This window comes from Curtobacterium sp. B18 (assembly GCF_000333375.1).
In the GTDB taxonomy this organism is placed as follows: Bacteria; Actinomycetota; Actinomycetes; order Actinomycetales; family Microbacteriaceae; genus Curtobacterium.
Map to the genome: position 1 here is coordinate 1 of NZ_BACZ01000370.1, position 2327 is coordinate 2327.

General features: G+C 72.4%; 2 protein-coding genes. One reads left to right on the forward strand and one right to left on the reverse strand.

What is annotated here, in order from left to right; all coding sequences use genetic code 11:
- Positions 1–797: amino acid permease (locus I5E_RS10020; RefSeq protein ID WP_022906856.1), on the reverse strand; the 797-nt coding region annotated here is incomplete at its 3' end.
- A 204-nt stretch (positions 798–1001) separates the two neighbouring features.
- Between I5E_RS10020 and I5E_RS10025 the strand changes: the two genes are divergently transcribed.
- A partial coding sequence (locus I5E_RS10025; RefSeq protein ID WP_022906857.1) for an APC family permease occupies positions 1002–2327 on the forward strand: 1326 nt, incomplete at its 3' end.

Here is a 2327-nt window from a genome sequence, read left to right on the forward strand (position 1 = left end):
AGGTAGAGCACCCCGGCGACGAGGACCGTCCACGAGATCGCGCGCGGGATCGTGCCGAAGGGACGCCGCGCCTCCACGCCGAGAACCGAGGCGCTCTCGAACCCGACGAACGCCGTGACCGCGAGGGCGGTGCCGACCGCGAACGGCGCGGGTGCCGTCGGGCCGAGCGCCATCGCCGAGGCGTCCACGGGGTGCAGTCGGGCGACCAGCGCCACGATGAGCACCACGATGACGGCGACGGACAGGGTCTCGACGAGCAGGGTCAGGCGGGTCGACACCCGGACGCCGAGCGCGATGACCGCGAACACGGCCGCGCCCATCGCCACGACCACGACGACGGTGACGCGGGCGCTGCCGCCGGCTGCCGGGACGAACCGGGACAGCAGGTAGTCGAGGTAGTAGCCGCTGCCGGTCAGCGAGAACATCGCGATGAAGCCGTACCCGAGGAGCAGCGCCGCCCCCGCGACGACCCCGGCGACCGGTCCGAGGCCGAGCGACACGTAGGTGTACAGCGAGCCCGTGCCGGCGACGCGTCGGACGAACTGGTTCACGGTGCGGCCGACGAGGAACGACAGGGCCATCGCGGCGAGCAGTGACCACGTGGCACCCTGCCCGGCGACGGTCGCGACGAGCACCGGGATCGTGGTGGCTGCGGCCGACGGCGCGACCGCGGACACCGACTGTGCGAGGACGTCGACCGGGCCGACGCTGCGCCGGGAGAGTCCGTCGACGGGGGACCGTGTGCCCACACCCGGCACCCGTGGCGGGTCGGCGATGGCACGGTCGAGCGCGGTCATGCGGCAACGGTACGACCGCGGCGTTGCCCCGGTGTGCCGACGGTGTTTCGCCCGCGTCTCACGCAAACGAGACACCGGCCGCGGGCGCGTCCCATTCGGGCGCGACCGGGTTTCACGCGGGCGGAACGAGGCCGCAACCGCGGCGCGGGACCGTGGTCCCACGCCACCCCGGCACACCCTCCCCACCCGAACCGGAAGGTCACGATGTCCAGCATCACGAAGGACCCCGCCTCACTCGGAGCCGTCCCCGCGCCGCAGCGGACGATGCGCGGCTCGCTCGGCGTCACCGCGATCGTGTTCATGGTCGTCGCGGCGGCCGCACCGCTCACCGTCGTCGGCGGCGCGGCGCCGCTCGGCATGCTCCTCGGCAACGGCGTGGGGTTCCCGTCGCTCTACGCCGTCTCCGCCGTGGTCCTGCTGCTGTTCTCGGTGGGCCTCGCCGCCATGACCCGGCACGTGCCGCGACCCGGGGCGTTCTTCACCTTCGTCGGACACGGGCTCGGCCGGCCGGCGGGCGCGGGTGCCGCCACCCTGGCGCTCCTGACGTACACGACCATCCAGGTCAGCGTGCACGGCTACATCGGGTACCTGCTCGGTGTGACGGTGTCCGGTCTCGGCGGACCGGACGTCCCGTGGTACGTCTGGTCGCTCGTCGTCGTGGCGCTCGTCGGGGTCCTCGGCTACCGGCACATCGACCTGTCGAGCAAGGTCCTCGGCGTGCTGCTCGTCGGCGAGGTCGGGATCGTGCTCGTCCTCGTCGCGGCGATCGTGTTCCGCGGCGGGGCCGACGGCCTGTCCCTCGCACCGTTCGAGCCGACGCAGATCGCGTCCGGGTCGCCCGGCGTCGGCCTGATGTTCGCGATCGCCGCGTTCATCGGGTTCGAGGCGACCGCGATCTTCCGCGACGAGGCGAAGGACCCGGAGCGGACCATCCCCCGTGCGACCTACACGGCCGTCATCGGCATCGGGGTGTTCTACACGCTCGCCTCCTGGGGGCTCGTGATGGCCTGGGGTCCGGACGGCGTCCTCGCCGAGGCCGCGAAGGACCCGGGCTCGCTCATCCTCACCACCGCGGCGCAGTACATCGGGACGGCGGGCGAGGCCGTGCTCAACGTGCTGCTGCTGACGAGCATGTTCGCCTGCGTCCTGTCGTTCCACAACGTCATCACCCGGTACCAGCACTCGATGGCGAACGCCTCGCTGCTCCCCGCGCGCCTCGGCGACGTGCACCACAAGCACGCCTCGCCGCACACCTCGAGCGTCGTGCAGACCGTGACCGCCGCCGTGCTCGTGGTCCTGTTCGCGGTGCTCGGGCTCGACCCGGTGCTGCAGGTGTTCAGCTGGTTCGCCGGCGTCGCCACCCTCGGGGTCGCGATCCTGATGGCCGCGACGAGCCTCGCCGTGATCGTCTACTTCCGCCGCACGCGGACCGACCGCCGTGTCTGGAACACGGTCGTCGCCCCGAGCCTCGGGTTCGTCGGGCTCGTCGCCTCCGCCGTCCTCATCTGGGTGAACTTCCCGACGCTCGTC